This window comes from Pseudomonas sp. MDT1-85, from assembly GCF_054898065.1.
In genome coordinates this window covers 1,504,733-1,521,983 of sequence record NZ_CM142715.1, presented here as the reverse complement: position 1 = coordinate 1,521,983, position 17,251 = coordinate 1,504,733, and the positions used below count along the sequence as shown (strand labels likewise).

The 17,251-nt window shown below is 59.8% G+C and carries 14 protein-coding genes; 11 read left to right on the top strand and 3 right to left on the bottom strand.

All coding sequences use genetic code 11. From position 1 onward, the window contains the following. The first annotated feature begins 28 nt into the window (after positions 1-28). The 7 genes from map (at position 29) to ACYZT2_RS06705 (ending at position 8,340) form a co-directional block, all read left to right on the top strand. Positions 29-811: a type I methionyl aminopeptidase gene (gene map / locus ACYZT2_RS06735; RefSeq protein ID WP_461971168.1), complete on the top strand. Its 783-nt coding sequence runs from the start codon at positions 29-31 to the stop codon at positions 809-811. A gap of 45 nt (positions 812-856) precedes the next feature. Continuing rightward, positions 857-3,559, top strand: a complete 2,703-nt coding sequence (locus ACYZT2_RS06730) for a [protein-PII] uridylyltransferase (RefSeq protein WP_461971166.1) — start codon at positions 857-859, stop codon at positions 3,557-3,559. Between the two features lie 122 nt (positions 3,560-3,681). Then, the gene (gene dapC / locus ACYZT2_RS06725) at positions 3,682-4,881 is read left to right on the top strand and encodes a succinyldiaminopimelate transaminase (RefSeq protein WP_461971164.1); all 1,200 of its coding nucleotides are present in this window, start codon (positions 3,682-3,684) and stop codon (positions 4,879-4,881) included. 325 nt (positions 4,882-5,206) lie between these two features. Beyond that, a complete protein-coding gene (locus ACYZT2_RS06720) occupies positions 5,207-5,515 on the top strand; it encodes an arsenate reductase (protein ID WP_231670529.1) in 309 nt (102 codons plus the stop codon). A gap of 33 nt (positions 5,516-5,548) precedes the next feature. Then, positions 5,549-6,583, top strand: a complete 1,035-nt coding sequence (gene dapD, locus ACYZT2_RS06715) for a 2,3,4,5-tetrahydropyridine-2,6-dicarboxylate N-succinyltransferase (RefSeq protein ID WP_461971162.1) — start codon at positions 5,549-5,551, stop codon at positions 6,581-6,583. A 144-nt stretch (positions 6,584-6,727) separates the two neighbouring features. Then, the gene (locus ACYZT2_RS06710) at positions 6,728-7,933 is read left to right on the top strand and encodes an aminotransferase class V-fold PLP-dependent enzyme (protein ID WP_461971160.1); all 1,206 of its coding nucleotides are present in this window, start codon (positions 6,728-6,730) and stop codon (positions 7,931-7,933) included. Further along, positions 7,930-8,340, top strand: coding sequence for a SufE family protein (locus ACYZT2_RS06705; RefSeq protein WP_461971158.1), 411 nt, complete (start codon positions 7,930-7,932; stop codon positions 8,338-8,340). Before ACYZT2_RS06710 ends, ACYZT2_RS06705 begins: the two co-directional genes overlap by 4 nt. A 79-nt stretch (positions 8,341-8,419) precedes the next feature. Here the strand turns inward: ACYZT2_RS06705 and tcdA are convergent, their stop codons facing one another. Beyond that, positions 8,420-9,232 (bottom strand): tRNA cyclic N6-threonylcarbamoyladenosine(37) synthase TcdA, encoded by an 813-nt coding sequence (tcdA, locus tag ACYZT2_RS06700; RefSeq protein ID WP_161794720.1) that lies wholly within the window; start codon positions 9,230-9,232, stop codon positions 8,420-8,422. 286 nt (positions 9,233-9,518) lie between these two features. Here tcdA and ACYZT2_RS06695 point away from each other — a divergent pair, with 286 nt between their 5' ends. The 4 genes from ACYZT2_RS06695 (at position 9,519) to ACYZT2_RS06680 (ending at position 14,725) form a co-directional block, all read left to right on the top strand. Then, positions 9,519-12,107, top strand: a complete 2,589-nt coding sequence (locus ACYZT2_RS06695) for a glycosyltransferase (RefSeq protein ID WP_461971155.1) — start codon at positions 9,519-9,521, stop codon at positions 12,105-12,107. A 195-nt stretch (positions 12,108-12,302) separates the two neighbouring features. Then, positions 12,303-13,454: a succinyl-diaminopimelate desuccinylase gene (dapE, locus tag ACYZT2_RS06690; RefSeq protein ID WP_461971153.1), complete on the top strand. Its 1,152-nt coding sequence runs from the start codon at positions 12,303-12,305 to the stop codon at positions 13,452-13,454. Beyond that, positions 13,454-14,263, top strand: coding sequence for a putative RNA methyltransferase (locus ACYZT2_RS06685; protein WP_461971151.1), 810 nt, complete (start codon positions 13,454-13,456; stop codon positions 14,261-14,263). Before dapE ends, ACYZT2_RS06685 begins: the two co-directional genes overlap by 1 nt. A gap of 84 nt (positions 14,264-14,347) precedes the next feature. Further along, positions 14,348-14,725, top strand: a complete 378-nt coding sequence (locus tag ACYZT2_RS06680; RefSeq protein ID WP_461971149.1) for a hypothetical protein — start codon at positions 14,348-14,350, stop codon at positions 14,723-14,725. A gap of 70 nt (positions 14,726-14,795) precedes the next feature. Here the strand turns inward: ACYZT2_RS06680 and ACYZT2_RS06675 are convergent, their stop codons facing one another. Next, positions 14,796-16,724, bottom strand: coding sequence for a hypothetical protein (locus ACYZT2_RS06675; RefSeq protein WP_461971147.1), 1,929 nt, complete (start codon positions 16,722-16,724; stop codon positions 14,796-14,798). A 270-nt stretch (positions 16,725-16,994) separates the two neighbouring features. After that, complete coding sequence (locus ACYZT2_RS06670; protein ID WP_010462862.1) at positions 16,995-17,204, bottom strand: cold-shock protein; 210 nt, start codon at positions 17,202-17,204, stop codon at positions 16,995-16,997. Positions 17,205-17,251 lie beyond the last annotated feature (47 nt).

Sequence of the window (17,251 nt, the reverse complement as noted above, 5' to 3'; positions counted from 1 at the left end):
GGCGCCATTGAGCGCAGAGAGAGCCTGTATGACCGTCACCCTCAAAACCCCAGAGGACATCGCAAAAATGCGGATCGCCGGCAAATTGGCCGCCGATGTGCTGGAAATGATTGCCGATTATGTCAAGCCGGGTGTCACCACCGAAGAACTGGACCGCATCTGCCACGACTATATCGTCAATGAGCAGAAAGCCATCCCTGCCCCGCTCAACTACAAGGGTTTTCCGAAGTCGATCTGCACCTCGATCAACCACGTGGTCTGCCACGGCATCCCGAACGAGAAGCCGCTGAAAGATGGCGACACCGTGAATATCGACGTCACCGTGATCAAGGACGGTTACCACGGCGACACCAGCCGCATGTTTCACGTCGGCAGCGTGCCGGTCTGGGCCGAGCGCTTGTCCCAGGTGACTCAGGAATGCATGTACAAGGCCATCGAACTGGTCAAACCCGGCTGCCGCCTGGGCGATATCGGGGAAGTGATCCAGAAGCACGCCGAAAAGAACGGTTTCTCGGTGGTTCGCGAGTTCTGCGGTCACGGCATCGGCAAGGTGTTCCACGAAGAGCCGCAGATCCTGCACTACGGCCGCGCCGGCACCGGCATGGAACTGAAAGCCGGCATGACCTTCACCATCGAGCCGATGATCAACCAGGGCAAGGCCGACACCAAGGTGTTGGGCGACGGCTGGACCGCGATCACCAAGGACCGCAAGCTGTCGGCACAGTGGGAACACACGCTGCTGGTGACCGAAACCGGTTACGAGATCTTCACCCTGCGCAGCGACGATACCATCGCGCGCGTTTCGGCCTGATCCCGCCCGCTCCGTTCCCAGCCTTATAGAAAGGAAAGCCAATCGATGCCGCAGGTGGATCCCGAACTCTTCGACCGCGGCCAGTTCCAGGCTGAACTGGCCCTGAAGGCAAGCCCTATTGCTGCTTTCAAGAAGGCGATCCGTCAGGCCCGCGAAGTGCTCGACGAGCGGTTTCGCAGTGGCCGGGACATTCGCCGGCTGATCGAGGATCGCGCCTGGTTTATCGACAATATCCTGCAACAGGCCTGGGAACAGTTTAACTGGAGCGAAGACGCCGATATTGCCCTCGTGGCGGTCGGCGGCTACGGTCGCGGTGAGTTACACCCCTATTCCGACATCGATCTGCTGATTTTGCTGGACAGCGCCGATCATGAAATTTTTCGGGATTCCATCGAACGTTTTCTGACATTGCTGTGGGACATCGGCCTGGAAGTCGGCCAGAGCGTTCGGTCGGTAGATGAATGTGTCGAGGAAGCCCGCGCTGACCTCACGGTAGTTACCAACTTGATGGAAAGCCGCACCATCTGCGGCCCTGAACGCTTGCGTCAGCGCATGCTGGAGGTAACCAGCACCGAGCACATGTGGCCCAGCAAGGAGTTCTTCCTGGCCAAGCGCGCCGAGCAGAAAGCCCGTCATCACAAGTACAACGACACCGAGTACAACCTGGAACCCAACGTCAAAGGCTCGCCCGGCGGACTGCGGGATATTCAGACAATTCTCTGGGTCGCCCGTCGTCAGTACGGCACCCTGAACCTGCGGGCCCTCGCGGGCGAAGGTTTCCTGGTGGAGAGCGAAAACGCCCTGCTGGCCTCCTCCCAGGAATTTCTGTGGAAGGTACGTTACGCCCTGCACATGCTCGCCGGCCGTTCCGAAGACCGTTTGCTGTTCGATCACCAGCGCTCGATTGCGGGGCTGTTGGGATTCGAAGGCAACGACGCCAAGCAAGCCATCGAAAACTTCATGCAGCAGTACTACCGGGTGGTCATGAGCATTGCCCAGCTCAGCGACTTGATCATTCAGCACTTCGAAGAAGTGATCCTGGCCCCCGAAGACGAAGCACCACCACAGCCGATCAACTCGCGGTTCCAGCTGCACGATGGCTACATCGAGGCGCGTAACGACAACGTGTTCCGTCGTACGCCATTCGCCATGCTCGAGATCTTTGTGCTGATGGCCCAGCAACCGGAGATCAAAGGCGTACGCGCCGACACCATCCGTCTGCTGCGCGAGAACCGTCATCTGATCGATGACGACTTCCGCAACGATATTCGTAATACCAGCCTGTTCATCGAGCTGTTCAAGTGCAAGATCGGCATCCACCGCAATCTGCGGCGGATGAACCGTTACGGCATCCTTGGGCGCTATCTGCCGGAGTTCGGTTTCATTGTCGGGCAAATGCAGCATGACCTGTTTCACATTTATACGGTCGACGCGCATACCCTGAACCTGATCAAGCACCTGCGTAAGTTGCAGTACACCCAGGTGTCGGAAAAATTCCCGCTGGCCAGCAAGCTCATGGCCAAACTGCCCAAACCCGAACTGATTTACCTGGCCGGTCTGTATCACGACATTGGCAAGGGCCGGCATGGCGATCACTCGGAAATCGGCGCCGTGGATGCCGAAGCTTTTTGCCAGCGCCACCAATTACCGATCTGGGACAGCCGCCTGATCGTGTGGTTGGTGCAGAACCATCTGGTGATGTCGACCACGGCCCAGCGCAAGGACCTGTCCGACCCGCACGTGATCCACGATTTCGCGCAGACCGTCGGCGATGAAACCCGCCTCGATTATCTGTACGTGCTGACCGTGGCGGACATCAACGCAACCAACCCGACGCTGTGGAACTCCTGGCGCGCGAGCCTGTTGCGTCAGCTCTACACCGAGACCAAGCGCGCCTTGCGTCGTGGCCTGGAAAACCCGGTGGATCGCGAAGAGCAGATCCGCCAGACCCAGAGCGCGGCGCTCGACATTCTGGTACGCGGCGGCAACGATCCGGACGATGTCGAGCAGCTCTGGGCGCAATTGGGCGATGACTATTTCCTGCGTCACACCGCCGGCGATGTGGCCTGGCACACTGACGCGATCCTGCAGCAGCCGGCCGACGGTGGCCCGCTGGTGCTGATCAAGGAAACCACCCAGCGCGAGTTCGAGGGCGGTACGCAAATCTTCATTTATGCACCGGACCAGCACGATTTCTTCGCCGTGACCGTGGCGGCGATGGACCAGCTCAATCTGAACATTCACGACGCTCGGGTCATCACCTCCAGCAGCCAGTTCACCCTCGACACCTATATCGTGCTCGACACCGATGGCGACTCGATCGGCGATAACCCGACGCGGGTCAAGCAGATTCGCGAAGGCCTGACCGAAGCCCTGCGCAATCCGGACGATTACCCGACCATCATCCAGCGTCGGGTGCCGCGCCAGCTCAAGCATTTCGCGTTTGCGCCACAGGTGACGATTCACAACGACGCTCAACGTCCGGTGACCGTGTTGGAGCTCAGTGCCCCCGACCGCCCTGGGTTGCTGGCGCGGATCGGCACGATTTTCCTCGAGTTCGACCTGTCGCTGCAGAACGCCAAGATCGCCACCCTGGGCGAGCGCGTGGAAGACGTGTTCTTCATCACCGACGCGAACAATCAGCCGCTGTCCGACCCATTGCTGTGCAGCCGTTTGCAGGATGCAATCGTCGAACAGCTGAGCGTCAGCCAGGAACCCGATATCAAACTGTCACGCATCAGCATCTGAATTAACAAATTCCCCCCTGTGGGAGCGGGCTTGCTCGCGAAAGCGTCCTGTCAAACAACATTGACGGTGACTAACACACCGCTTTCGCGAGCAAGCCCGCTCCCACATTTATAGAGGCCCCCATGAACAACGCTCTGAACCAGTTGCAGCCCTACCCGTTCGAAAAGCTCCGCGCCCTGCTCGGCAGCGTCACGCCAAACCCGGACAAACGCGCCATCGCGCTGTCCATCGGCGAGCCGAAACACCGTTCGCCGAGCTTCGTCGCCGAAGCACTGGCAAGCAATCTGGATCAGATGGCCGTGTACCCGACCACCCTCGGCATCCCGGCCCTGCGTGAAGCCATTGCCGCCTGGTGCGAACGTCGCTTCAGCGTCCCGAACGGCTGGCTCGACCCGGCGCACAACGTGTTGCCGGTCAACGGCACCCGTGAAGCGCTGTTCGCCTTCACCCAGACCGTGGTCAACCGTGGCGGCGATGCCTTGGTAGTCAGCCCGAACCCGTTCTATCAGATCTACGAAGGCGCCGCGTTCCTGGCCGGGGCCAAGCCGCATTACCTGCCATGCCTGGATGAAAACGGCTTCAACCCGGACTTCGACGCCGTTTCACCAGACATCTGGAAACGCTGCCAAATCCTGTTCCTGTGCTCGCCGGGCAACCCGACCGGTGCACTGATTCCGGTCGAAACCCTGAAGAAGCTGATCGCTCTGGCCGACGAATACGACTTCGTGATCGCCGCCGACGAGTGCTACAGCGAACTGTACTTCGACGAACAAACCCCACCGCCGGGCCTGCTCAGCGCGTGCGTGGAACTGGGCCGCAAGGACTTCAAGCGTTGCGTGGTGTTCCACAGCCTGTCCAAGCGCTCCAACCTGCCGGGCCTGCGTTCTGGGTTTGTGGCCGGTGATGCGGATATTCTCAAAGGGTTTCTGCTGTATCGCACTTACCATGGCTGCGCGATGCCGGTTCAGACCCAACTGGCCAGCGTTGCAGCATGGAATGATGAAGTGCATGTGCGCGCCAACCGTGCGCTGTATCGTGAGAAGTACGATGCGATGCTGGAGATTCTCAGCCCGGTGATGGATGTGCAGCGTCCGGACGGTGGTTTCTACCTGTGGCCTAGTGTGGATGGCGATGATGCGGCGTTCTGCCGCGACCTGTTCGAGCAAGAGCACGTGACCGTCGTGCCGGGCTCCTACTTGTCCCGCGACGTGGATGGCGTCAACCCGGGCGCCGGGCGTGTGCGGTTGGCGCTGGTCGCACCGCTGGCGGAGTGCGTAGAAGCGGCCAAGCGAATTCGCAACTTCGTACAGCACCGCAAGTAATAGCCTCGCTCCTACATAAATGCGCTGCGCCCGCAGCGCTTTCAAGCGCAAGCGCCGTTCCAGCAAATCACTCCGCGCTTGTGCTTGAGCCGACCATTGAAGTGCCACATTAGCCGCTTAGAATGCAGGCCGACTGCGGCACCCATGTCGCATGGAACAGCGGCTACCCAAGTCAAAAAGACAAACCCGACCACAGCCGACGCGAAACCGTCCGGTCATGGCATAATCCGTCACCTTTTTTATTTTCAGCACCTGCAAAGGGGGCAAATCCTTGACCGTTTCAAGCAAAACGTTGCACCTTTTCGGCATCAAAGCCTGCGACACCATGAAAAAGGCGCGCACCTGGCTCGATGAACACGCTGTCAGCTATGACTTCCATGATTACAAAACGGTCGGAATAGACCGTGAACACCTGAACCAATGGTGCGACGAGCACGGCTGGCAAGTGGTGTTGAACCGTGCAGGCACGACCTTTCGCAAGCTCGACGACGAACGCAAAGCCGATCTCGACCAGCCGAAAGCCATCGAACTGATGCTCGCGCAACCCTCGATGATCAAGCGCCCGGTGCTCGATCTCGGTGACCGAACCCTGATTGGCTTCAAGCCAGATATCTACGCGGCCGCACTCAAATAAGGCAGCCCGTTCCATTTTGTTAGAGGTATCAACATGTCCACTACCCTGTTCAGCCTGGCCTTTGGTGTCGGCACTCAAAACCGTCAAGGCGCATGGCTGGAAGTGTTTTACGCGCAGCCACTGCTCAACCCGTCGGCCGAACTGGTCGCTGCCATTGCGCCGATTCTGGGCTACACCGACGGCAATCAGGCCATCGCCTTCAGCACCGCTCAGGCGTCCCAACTGGCTGAAGCGCTGAAAGGCGTCGACGCTGCCCAGGCTGCGCTGCTGACCCGTCTGGCCGAGAGCCACAAGCCGCTGGTCGCGACTATTTTGGCCGAGGATGCTCAGCTGAGCTCCACGCCTGAGGCTTACCTCAAGCTGCACCTGCTGTCCCATCGTCTGGTCAAGCCGCACAACCTGAACCTGGCCGGCGTGTTCCCGTTGCTGCCGAACGTGGCCTGGACCAGCCAGGGCGCGATCGACCTGGCCGAACTGGCCGAACATCAACTGGAAGCCCGTCTGCGCGGCGAGCTGCTGGAAGTATTCTCGGTGGACAAATTCCCGAAAATGACCGACTACGTGGTACCGGCCGGCGTGCGTATCGCTGACGCTGCTCGTATTCGTCTGGGCGCTTACGTGGGCGAAGGCACCACCGTCATGCACGAAGGTTTCATCAACTTCAACGCAGGCACCGAAGGCCCGGGCATGATCGAAGGCCGCGTTTCCGCTGGCGTATTCGTCGGCAAGGGTTCGGACCTGGGCGGCGGCTGCTCGACCATGGGCACCCTGTCGGGTGGCGGCAACATTGTGATCAAGGTCGGCGAAGGCTGCCTGATCGGCGCCAACGCCGGTATCGGCTTCCCGTTGGGCGACCGCAATACCGTTGAGTCGGGCCTGTATGTGACGGCCGGTACCAAGGTTGCGCTGCTGGATGAGCACAACAAACTGGTCAAAGTCGTTAAGGCCCGTGAACTGGCCGGTCAACCTGACCTGCTGTTCCGCCGCAATTCGGAGACCGGTGCCGTGGAGTGCAAAACCCACAAATCGGCCATCGAACTGAACGAAGCGCTGCACGCTCACAACTAAGCAGAGCGTCAAACGATCACCTGATCTTGTAGGAGCGAGGCTTGCCCGCGAAGGCGTTGTACCTGACACAACGCCTTCGCGGACAAGCCTCGCTCCTACACGGTCTGGCGTTCCACCCGCCCATGTTCACCAGGGCCCGATAGCATGATGATTCCCTCTCTCTGGCGCGCCGATTTTCCGGCCATCGCCGCTCTGCAACGGCAAGACCAGACTTATCTGGACAACGCCGCCACCACGCAAAAACCTCAAGCCCTGCTGGATGCCTTGGCGCATTACTACGCCAACGGCGCGGCCAACGTGCATCGGGCGCAACACTTGCCCGGCGCCCATGCCACCCAGGCGTTCGAGGACAGCCGCAGCAAAGTTGCGCAATGGCTCAATACCGGCAATTGCGGGCAGATCATCTTTACTCACGGCGCGACGTCCGCGCTGAACCTCCTGGCCTATGGCCTGGAACACGCATTCAATCCGGGCGATGAAATTGTTATCAGCGCTCTGGAGCACCACGCCAACCTGTTGCCGTGGCAGCAACTGGCTCACCGTCGCGACTTGAAACTGGTGATCCTGCCGCTGGATGCCGACGGTTTGATTGACCTTGAAGCCGCCGCTCGCCTGATCGGCCCGCGTACCCGTTTGCTGGCGGTCAGTCAGCTGTCCAACGTGCTCGGCGCCTGGCAGCCGTTGCCCGCGTTACTGGCGATGGCCAAGGCGCACAACGCACTGACCGTGGTCGACGGCGCTCAAGGCGTGGTGCATGGTCGGCATGACGTGCAGGCGCTCGCCTGCGACTTCTATGTGTTTTCCAGCCACAAGCTCTACGGCCCGGATGGCCTGGGGGCGCTGTTCGGTCGTCACGAAGCGCTTGAGCAACTACGTCCGTGGCAGTTCGGCGGCGAAATGGTGCTGGATGCCAACTACCATGACGCGCGCTTTCGTTCTGCGCCACTGGGGTTCGAGGCGGGTACGCCGCCGATTTCCAGCGTGATTGGCCTGGGGGCGACTCTGGATTATCTGGCTGGGCTCGATCAGGACGCGGTGTCCGCCCACGAAGCGGCGCTGCATGACTATTTGCTCAAAGGCCTTGAGGCGCGTAACGGCATTCGTCTGCTGGGCAAGCCGCAACTGGCACTGGCCAGTTTTGTCGTCGAGGGTGTGCATAACTCTGATCTGGCGCATTTGCTGACCGAACAGGGAATCGCCGTACGCGCCGGTCATCATTGCGCCATGCCGTTGCTCAAAAGCTTTGAGCTGGCCGGGGCGATTCGGGTGTCGTTGGCGTTGTACAACGACTCCGAAGACCTTGAGCGCTTTTTTGAAGCGCTGGATCAGGCCCTGGAGTTATTGCGATGACCTTGCCCGCCGATGCCGTCACCGCGCTGGATACTTTTCAGAAGACTGCGAGTTGGGAACAGCGGGCGCGGTTGCTGATGCAATGGGGCGACCGCCTGCCTGCGTTGAGCGATGTGGATAAAGTCGAAGCCAACCGCGTGCATGGCTGTGAAAGCCAGGTCTGGCTGGTCGGTACGCTGCAAGACGGTCATTGGCAGTTCAGCGCCAGCAGCGATGCACGCTTGATTCGCGGGTTGGTGGCGCTGCTGCTGGCGCGGGTCAATGGGTTGTCGGCAGCTGAACTGCAGCAGGTGGATTTGCCGGATTGGTTTAATCAGTTGGGGCTGTCGCGGCAGTTGTCGTCGTCGCGCAGTAATGGCCTTAATGCCGTGCTACAGCGGATGCGGGAGTTGTCTACTCCCCTGTAGGAGCGAGGCTTGCCCGCGAAGGCGTTTTATCTGACACACCGCCTTCGCGGGCAAGCCTCGCTCCTACAGGGATGGTGTTTCAAACCTCAGGCTTGACCCGATCCGCCGGGCGCCGAACCCCGGCCACAATCTTATCCACAGCCTTGGTCGCCGCGACCATGCCGAACGTCGCAGTCACCATCATCACCGCGCCAAAGCCCCCGGCGCAGTCGAGCTTCACGCCATCACCGACAAAACTCTTCTGCAAGCAAATGCTGCCATCCGGTTTCGGGTAGCGCAGTTGCTCGGTAGAAAACACGCAAGGGACGCTGTAGTGGCGGGTCACTGTGCGGGAGAAGCCGTAATCGCGGCGCAGCGTGGAGCGCACTTTCGACGCCAGCGGATCGTTGAACGTGCGGTTCAGGTCGCAGACCTGGATCAGTGTCGGGTCGATCTGCCCACCCGCGCCGCCGGTGGTGATGATCTGAATCTTGCGACGTTTGCACCAGGCGATCAGCGCCGCTTTGGCGTTGACGCTGTCGATGCAGTCAATCACGCAGTCGATGTTCGGCGTGATGTATTCGGCCATGGTTTCGCGGGTGACGAAGTCCGCCACCGCATGCACCGTGCAGTCTGGGTTGATCCCGCGCAGGCGCTCCGCCATCACCTCGACCTTGGGCTTGCCGACGGTGCTGTCCAGCGCATGCAGTTGACGGTTGACGTTGCTGACGCAGACATCGTCCAGGTCGAACAGCGAAATCTCACCCACGCCACACCGGGCAACAGCTTCCGCCGCCCAGGAACCGACGCCACCGACGCCGACGATCGCCACATGGGCCGCGCGCAAACGCTCAAGGCCTTCGATGCCATACAAGCGGGCGATGCCAGCAAACCGCGGATCTTCTGTACTCATGACCATTACCCCAAAAACCGGCGCGCATTATAGGGCCGTCGGCGGTCAAGAGCACCTTTGGGCTATGGACGGCAGTCTTGACGGCTTCAAATGACTACAAATTATTGGAATTGGACTATAGCGCCCCGGTCAAAGAACTTAAGTCGACCTGGATTGCCCAACGTCCGGCATTTCCCTGTCCGCTGTACGGTCAGTGAACGCCCGGTGTAGGATGCGCGCCCCCGCCTCATGGCAGCCGGCCGCCGACCGTTACTTCGTTCAGTAGCCCCTGGAACCTGAAATAGCTATGTCATCGCGTAAATTTGGACTCAACCTGGTCGTGGTTCTTGCAATCGCCGCCTTGTTCACCGGCTTCTGGGCGCTGGTCAATCGCCCGGTCACCGCCCCCAACTGGCCTGAACAGATCTCCGGCTTTTCGTACTCGCCGTTTCAACAAGGCCAGTACCCGCAAAAAGCTCAGTACCCGACCGACGATGAAATGCGTCGTGATCTGGAGATCATGAGCAAGCTGACGGACAACATCCGGACCTACTCGGTCGACGGCACCCTGGAGAACATTCCCAAACTGGCGGAAGAATTCGGCCTGCGGGTGACCCTGGGGATCTGGATCAGCCCGGACGAAGAGCGCAACGAGCGCGAGATCACCCGCGCTATCGAAATCGCCAACACCTCGCGCAGCGTGGTTCGTGTGATTGTCGGTAACGAGGCGATCTTCCGTAAGGAAATTACCGCGGCAGAGCTGAGCCTGATCCTGGATCGCGTCCGCGCGGCCGTAAAGGTTCCGGTCACCACCTCTGAGCAGTGGCACGTCTGGGAAGAAAACCCGAGCCTGGCCAAGCACGTCGACCTGATCGCGGCTCACGTTCTGCCCTACTGGGAGTTCGTTCCGGTGGACAAGGCCGGTCAATTCGTTCTTGACCGCGCCCGTGACCTGAAAAAGATGTTCCCGAAAAAACCGCTGTTGCTCTCCGAAGTCGGCTGGCCGAGCAACGGCCGTATGCGCGGTGGCGCCGATGCGTCGCCGGCGGACCAGGCGATTTACCTGCGCACGCTGGTCAACAAGCTCAACCGCCAAGGCTTCAACTACTTCGTGATCGAAGCGTTCGACCAACCGTGGAAAGCCAGTGACGAAGGTTCGGTGGGCGCGTATTGGGGCGTTTTCAACGCCGCGCGTCAGCAGAAATTCAACTTCGAAGGCCCGGTCGTCGCGATCCCGCAATGGCGCGTGCTGGCTATCGGCTCGGTAGTGCTGGCATTGCTGTCGCTGACCCTGCTGATGATCGACGGCTCGGCCCTGCGTCAACGTGGCCGCACCTTCCTGACCTTTATCGCGTTCCTGTGCGGTTCGGTGCTGGTATGGATCGGTTATGACTACAGCCAGCAATACAGCACCTGGTTCAGCCTGACGGTGGGCTTCTTGCTTGCCCTCGGCGCACTCGGGGTGTTTATCGTGCTGCTGACTGAAGCCCATGAACTGGCCGAAGCGGTCTGGACCCACAAACGCCGGCGCGAATTCCTGCCGGTAGTGGGCGATTCGCACTACCGACCGAAGGTGTCGATTCACGTACCTTGCTACAACGAGCCGCCGGAGATGGTCAAACAGACCCTCAACGCCTTGGCCAATCTCGACTATCCGGACTTCGAAGTCCTGATCATCGACAACAACACCAAAGACCCGGCGGTCTGGGAACCGGTGCGCGATTATTGCGAAACCCTCGGCCCGCGCTTCAAGTTCTTCCACGTGGCACCGTTGGCCGGTTTCAAGGGTGGTGCGCTGAATTACTTGATTCCGCACACCGCCAAAGATGCCGAGGTGATTGCGGTGATCGACTCGGACTACTGTGTCGACCCGAACTGGCTCAAGCACATGGTTCCTCACTTCGCCGACCCGAAAATCGCCGTGGTGCAGTCGCCACAGGATTATCGCGACCAGAACGAAAGCACCTTCAAGAAGCTCTGCTACGCGGAATACAAAGGCTTCTTCCACATCGGCATGGTTACCCGCAACGACCGTGACGCGATCATTCAGCACGGCACCATGACCATGACCCGGCGCTCGGTGCTCGAGGAACTGGGCTGGGCCGACTGGTGCATCTGTGAAGACGCCGAGTTGGGTCTGCGCGTATTCGAGAAAGGTCTGTCGGCGGCGTACTACCACGACAGTTATGGCAAGGGCCTGATGCCCGATACCTTTATCGACTTCAAGAAACAGCGTTTCCGCTGGGCCTATGGGGCGATTCAGATCATCAAGCGTCACACCGCCAGCCTGCTGCGCGGCAAGGACACCGAACTGACCCGTGGCCAGCGTTACCACTTCCTCGCGGGCTGGCTGCCGTGGGTGGCGGACGGCATGAACATCTTCTTCACCATCGGCGCGCTACTGTGGTCGGCAGCGATGATCATCGTGCCGCAACGGGTCGATCCACCGCTGCTGATTTTCGCGATCCCGCCGTTGGCGCTGTTCGTGTTCAAGGTCGGCAAGATCATCTTCCTCTACCGTCGTGCGGTCGGGGTCAACCTGAAGGACGCGTTTTGCGCGGCATTGGCAGGGCTGGCGTTGTCGCACACCATCGCCAAAGCGGTGCTGTACGGCTTCTTCACCAGCAGCATTCCGTTTTTCCGCACCCCGAAAAACGCCGATAACCACGGCTTCTGGGTGGCGATTTCGGAAGCTCGCGAAGAAATGTTCATCATGCTGCTGTTGTGGGGCGCGGCGCTGGGGATCTTCCTGGTGCAGGGCCTGCCGAGCAACGACATGCGCTTCTGGGTGACTATGTTGCTGGTGCAGTCGCTGCCGTACCTGGCGGCGCTGATCATGGCGTTCCTGTCTTCGCTGCCAAAACCGGTGGCTAAGCCAGAACCTGCAACGGCGTAATCCGTTATTAGATAACGTCAAACGGCGGCCTTCGGGTCGCCGTTTTGCTTTAGAATGATCGCCCTTTTCAATGCCAACACACTCGGTAGGAGCTGCCGAAGGCTGCGATCTTTTGATTTTCAGAATCAGGATCAAAAGATCGCAGCCTTCGGCAGCTCCTACAGGTTTATCGTGCTGCACACATCGGAGCTTTCCATGACGGCCCACGCCGACCTTTCGCCGACCCTTCAACTCGCCATCGACCTGATCCGCCGTCCGTCCGTGACGCCGGTCGACGCCGATTGCCAGAAGCAGATGATGCAGCGCCTGGGCGATGCCGGGTTCAAACTGGAACCGATGCGCATCGAAGATGTGGATAACTTCTGGGCGACCCACGGTAAACACGACGGCCCGGTGCTGTGTTTCGCCGGCCACACCGACGTGGTCCCGACCGGTCCGGTAACCGCCTGGCAGATCGATCCGTTCAACGCGCTGATCGATGAGCACGGCATGCTCTGCGGCCGTGGCGCGGCAGACATGAAAGGCAGCCTCGCGGCCATGACCGTAGCCGCTGAGCGCTTCGTTACCGACTACCCGGACCACAAGGGCAAGGTCGCTTTCCTGATCACCAGCGACGAAGAAGGCCCGGCGCATCACGGCACCAAGGCTGTGGTTGAACGCCTCGCCGCCCGTAAAGAGCGTCTGGACTGGTGCATCGTCGGCGAACCGTCGAGCACTACCCTGGTGGGTGACGTGGTCAAGAATGGCCGTCGCGGTTCCCTCGGCGCCAAATTGACCGTGCACGGTGTGCAAGGTCACGTGGCGTATCCGCACCTGGCGAAGAACCCGATCCACCTCGCTGCCCCGGCACTGGCCGAACTCGCCGCCGAGCACTGGGATCACGGCAACGATTTCTTTCCGCCAACCAGTTTCCAGATTTCCAACGTCAACTCCGGCACCGGCGCGACCAACGTGATTCCGGGTGATCTGGTGGCGGTGTTCAACTTCCGCTTCTCCACCGAGTCCACCGTCGAAGGCCTGCAAAAACGCGTCGCCGACATCCTCGACAAACATGGCCTGGACTGGCACATCGACTGGGCGCTGTCCGGCCTGCCGTTCCTCACCGAGCCGGGTGCGTTGCTGGATGCCGTTGCGTCGAGCATCAAGGACATCACCGGTCGCTCCACCCGCGCATCCACCAGCGGCGGCACTTCCGACGGGCGTTTCATCGCGACCATGGGTACTCAGGTTGTCGAACTCGGCCCGGTCAACGCGACGATCCACCAGGTCAACGAGCGCGTGCTGGCGGCCGATCTCGACGTGCTGACTGAAATCTACTACCAGACCCTGATCAAGTTGCTCGCCTGATGCTTGCGTGTCCGATCTGCAGCGAACCGCTGAACGCGGTGGACAACGGCATGGCTTGCCCCGCCGGGCATCGTTTCGACCGTGCGCGGCAGGGTTACCTGAACTTGTTGCCGGTGCAGCACAAAAACAGCCGCGACCCTGGGGATAACCTGGCGATGGTCGAAGCCCGTCGCGACTTTTTGAACGCCGGCCACTACGCGCCGGTGGCCAAGCGTCTGGCGGAACTGGCGGCGCAGTACGCGCCCCAGCGCTGGCTGGACATCGGTTGTGGCGAGGGTTACTACACCGCGCAAATCGCCGAAGCCTTGCCCAACGCCGATGGCTATGCGCTGGACATTTCCCGGGAAGCGGTCAAACGCGCCTGCAAACGCAACCCTGCGCTGACCTGGTTGATCGCCAGCATGGCCCGGGTGCCATTGGCCTCAGGCAGCTGCCAGTTTCTCGCCAGCGTTTTCAGCCCGCTGGACTGGGAAGAAGCCAAACGTCTGCTCAGCCCCGGCGGCGGCTTGATGAAAGTCGGGCCGACCAGCGGCCATCTGATGGAATTGCGCGAACGTCTGTATGACGAAGTGCGCGAGTACACCGACGACAAGCACTTGGCGCTGGTGCCAGAAGGCATGGCGCTGCAACACAGCGAAACCCTGGAATTCAAACTGACGATGGTTAACGGTCAGGATCGCGCGAACCTGTTGGCCATGACACCCCACGGCTGGCGCGCGAGTGCCGAACGCCGGGCAGCCGTCATCGAACAGGTCGAACCGTTCGAGGTCACCGTGTCGATGCGCTACGATTATTTTGTTCTTCAATAAACTCTTGAATTTTGGTCTTGAGCAAACAGCTTGAGGCCGGCTAAATCCGCGAATGGATTTTTCAGACCCGCAGTGAGGACATCCATGCGCCAACCCGATATAGAGATTTACCTGAAAGACGCCGACGTCGACTACAAGGCCATCGCCGCCTGGCTCGACACTGCTTTGGGCCCATGCACCGACTGGGTCCAGAAAGGCCAGACCTACAAGTGCAAGGCCGGCAACGTGTCGGTCACCTGGTTGCCGAAAGCCGTGGGCAAATGGAACAGCCTGTTCCTGGACAGCGACCAGACCCCGTGGGAAGACGACATCGCCTGCGCCCGCGCAGCGTTTGCCGCGCTGAACGTCGAAGTGCGTTGCGCGCCGGGCAGTTGGGTCGAGGAAGAAGGTGAAGAGACGGCGGATCGGTGGATGCGCATCAGTGTTGATGGTGAAGAAGAGATCACCTGGAAAACTACCTGAATACAGATGCCCTTTTAACAACCGCCGCTTCTTCCCCCGACAGAATCGGCGGCCCTCTTCGCCAACCTCATCACCAATTGCCCAGTACCTGATCAGCCTTGTTGAATTCGAACCTGGCAGACTCGGCGACGGTTCGGGGCAGTGTGAGCTTGATGATTGGCACTGTCTTGCCTGAGTATTTGTAAAAATCCTGCTGATTGAACTTGGCACTCGCCAAGCCATTGCTCGAGTAAAAAAACGCCTTGATTGGAATGGTCGTGTGGATGTTCTGCGGCCAAGTAGCCAAGCGGATTTCATTCCAGGTATTGAACGATTCGGCACCCAAAAGCTTCATTGCCACAATGCCTTGATAAAACGCATTTGCCGCAAGCGCTCCCTGATTGACCCGGACATTGAAACCGCATGCGCGCTGGTACTTCTGTCCCGCTGTTCCCTGGTTGTAATGAGTTAACCAACCTGCTGCTGTTGTAATTCCCTGCAGTTCGCAGGAACGACTGACAGATGGGTAGTTACTGGATACACCACAACCTTGATCTGCCCTGATATCAGTGCCTCCATCCAAAGGAAAGATGCATAGAACCGGAACTTCCACCGTACCTTGAGGACGTTGCTGCGGAGGGAAAAAGACGATCCCGCTGGCATTCGGATAGTTTGAGGGGAAGGCTTTGAACGCCGCGTCCTTGCGAAGGTAAAAAGAAGAAACCCCGCCATTGGTCTGGGACAGCGGGCTGGGATTCCAGGCGCGAAACCCGGTGCCATTTATGGTTGCCCGCAAAATCACACCGGAACACAAGACCGCAGGCGATGAGGTACTGCCGCAGTTTGGGCGAGTATCGGCATATTGCTGATTGAGCTCATTTGCAACCCGCTGGCCGTCCCCAGCCGCTACGGCACCAACGATCCGGATCGCCAATGGAGACGACGTAATCAGACTGCCAGCGCCACCCATCTTGTAGGTGTAGGTCAGCGTGACGCTGCGATTGCTGTTCTCGGTCACCCACACTTTGGGCACCTTGAAGATCAGCGTGCCCGCTGCGGAAACAGTCTGGATCGGTGCATCGCGCAATGCCACGCCGCTCAGACGTAAGCCGACCGTGTCCCGTGGCGCCATGGCCGGGTAACTCACCTGCACGTTGGCTTCGGCGCGGAGGGTGTCGGCATTCAACTCGCCGGCCGGCGCCTCGACCACTTTGAACACGCTCTGGCCCTGGGCGCCCACCACACGAATGCTCAACGGCGAAGAGGTGATCAGGTTTCCGACACCCCCAATCTTGTAGGTATACGTCAGGTTTAACGTGCGACTGCGGTTCTCGGTTACCCACACCTTGGGTATCTTGAAGTTCAGCGTGCCCGCCGCGGAAACAGTCTGGATCGGTGCATCGCGCAATGCCACGCCGCTCAGACGTACCCCGACCGTGTCCCGTGGCGCCATGGCCGGGTAACTCACCTGCACGTTGGCTTCGGCGCCGAGGGTGTCGGCATTCAACTCGCCGGCCGGCGCCTCGACCACTTTGAACACGCTCTGGCCCTGGGCGCCCACCACACGAATGCTCAATGGCGAAGAGGTGATCAGGTTTCCGACACCCCCAATCTTGTAGGTATACGTCAGGTTTAACGTGCGACTGCGGTTCTCGGTTACCCACACCTTGGGTATCTTGAAGTTCAGCGTGCCCGCCGCGGAAACAGTCTGGATCGGTGCATCGCGCAATGCCACGCCGCTCAGACGTACCCCGACCGTGTCCCGTGGCGCCATGGCCGGGTAGCTCACCTGCACGTTGGCTTCGGCGCCGAGGGTGTCGGCATTCAACTCGCCGGCCGGCGCCTCGACCACCTTGAACACCGCCGGCTGCGCGGCCGAGACACTTTGAATATCGTCCTGTTCCGGCACTGCCAAGGTGGTAATTGCAGTGGTGGGCTCAGTCAGGTTGTTATCGGAGGGATCCTGAGTGGTGCATCCACCAAGACTCAACATCAGCAAAAACGCGATGATCTTCCGCATGACCGTATCCCTCTCGCATGAGCAACACACCGGAAACAAAACAATCCAGGTGAACGTGGAGCGAGGGTAGGTCTGGGGCAAGAAGTCGTCTACTGTCAGAACTGACAGGTGATTATCTATCCAGCGCTTTGTTCAACATTCTTTTGGCACAAAGCTAATAAGCTGGAAAACCGCGTAAAAGCAAAAAGATCGCAGCCTTCGGCAGCTCCACAGGGTCATATGTACACCTGTAGGAGTTGCCGAAGGCTGCGATCTTTTGATTTCCAAGGGTTACAGACCTACAACATCCTCAGCCTGCAAGCCCTTCTCGCCGGTCACCACCGCATACTCAACCTGCTGACCTTCAGCCAACGAGCGATGCCCTTCGCCGCGGATCGCGCGGTAGTGCACGAACACGTCCACCCCGTCCTCGCGCTGAATGAAGCCATAGCCCTTGGCGTCATTGAACCACTTCACATTGCCGGTCTCGCGCGTAGCCATATCTCGATACCTCTTCTTTTTATTTTGAACGGCCGAGTATATGACAG

Excerpts from the sequence above, each read along its gene's own strand:
- ACYZT2_RS06710 (WP_461971160.1), top strand. The coding sequence starts at position 6,728 with ATGATGATTCCCTCTCTCTGGCGCGCCGATTTTCCGGCCATCGCCGCT.
- map (WP_461971168.1), top strand. The coding sequence starts at position 29 with ATGACCGTCACCCTCAAAACCCCAGAGGACATCGCAAAAATGCGGATC.
- ACYZT2_RS06695 (WP_461971155.1), top strand. The coding sequence starts at position 9,519 with ATGTCATCGCGTAAATTTGGACTCAACCTGGTCGTGGTTCTTGCAATC.
- ACYZT2_RS06730 (WP_461971166.1), top strand. The coding sequence starts at position 857 with ATGCCGCAGGTGGATCCCGAACTCTTCGACCGCGGCCAGTTCCAGGCT.
- ACYZT2_RS06720 (WP_231670529.1), top strand. The coding sequence starts at position 5,207 with ATGAAAAAGGCGCGCACCTGGCTCGATGAACACGCTGTCAGCTATGAC.
- tcdA (WP_161794720.1), bottom strand. The coding sequence starts at position 9,232 with ATGAGTACAGAAGATCCGCGGTTTGCTGGCATCGCCCGCTTGTATGGC.
- ACYZT2_RS06680 (WP_461971149.1), top strand. The coding sequence starts at position 14,348 with ATGCGCCAACCCGATATAGAGATTTACCTGAAAGACGCCGACGTCGAC.
- ACYZT2_RS06685 (WP_461971151.1), top strand. The coding sequence starts at position 13,454 with ATGCTTGCGTGTCCGATCTGCAGCGAACCGCTGAACGCGGTGGACAAC.
- ACYZT2_RS06705 (WP_461971158.1), top strand. The coding sequence starts at position 7,930 with ATGACCTTGCCCGCCGATGCCGTCACCGCGCTGGATACTTTTCAGAAG.
- ACYZT2_RS06675 (WP_461971147.1), bottom strand. The coding sequence starts at position 16,724 with ATGCGGAAGATCATCGCGTTTTTGCTGATGTTGAGTCTTGGTGGATGC.
- dapD (WP_461971162.1), top strand. The coding sequence starts at position 5,549 with ATGTCCACTACCCTGTTCAGCCTGGCCTTTGGTGTCGGCACTCAAAAC.
- dapE (WP_461971153.1), top strand. The coding sequence starts at position 12,303 with ATGACGGCCCACGCCGACCTTTCGCCGACCCTTCAACTCGCCATCGAC.
- dapC (WP_461971164.1), top strand. The coding sequence starts at position 3,682 with ATGAACAACGCTCTGAACCAGTTGCAGCCCTACCCGTTCGAAAAGCTC.
- ACYZT2_RS06670 (WP_010462862.1), bottom strand. The coding sequence starts at position 17,204 with ATGGCTACGCGCGAGACCGGCAATGTGAAGTGGTTCAATGACGCCAAG.